The organism is Thauera sp. 28 (genome assembly GCF_000310145.2).
GTDB lineage: Bacteria > Pseudomonadota > Gammaproteobacteria > Burkholderiales > Rhodocyclaceae > Thauera > Thauera mechernichensis.
Genome location: NZ_AMXA01000106.1, coordinates 1 through 343, shown reverse-complemented (window position 1 = coordinate 343; position 343 = coordinate 1). Strand labels below are relative to the sequence as shown.

The window sequence follows — 343 nt, the reverse complement described above, 5'->3', positions numbered from 1 at the left end:
CGGCTCACTTGGTTCGGACCGTCACCATCCTCGATCGACGCCAGCTTCGACAAGGGCACATGTCCGGTCGGCGTTTCGATCAGGATCTGAGCCAGCCCGTCGACCGAGCGCGCCGTTTCCGGTAGGCGAACGACCAATGCGAACCGTCGACCACCCTCGACGATCTGGGTGACCTTCTCGCCCTCGACGAGGTTTTGCAGCGCGGCCAGAATCTGCGGTGCCGGCACCCCGTAACGGGCAGCGGCCGCATAGTCGATCCGCACCTTGATCTGCGGCGCGAGCACTTGCTTCTCGATCTCCAGGTCGGCGAGCCCCGGAATGGCGGCAAGCCGCGTTCGCAATA

1 protein-coding gene is annotated in these 343 nt (G+C 64.7%); it reads right to left on the bottom strand.

Features of this window, described 5'->3' with window-relative positions; translation table 11 throughout:
* Positions 1–343: efflux RND transporter permease subunit (locus C662_RS19655; RefSeq protein ID WP_037985338.1), on the bottom strand; the 343-nt coding region annotated here is incomplete at both ends.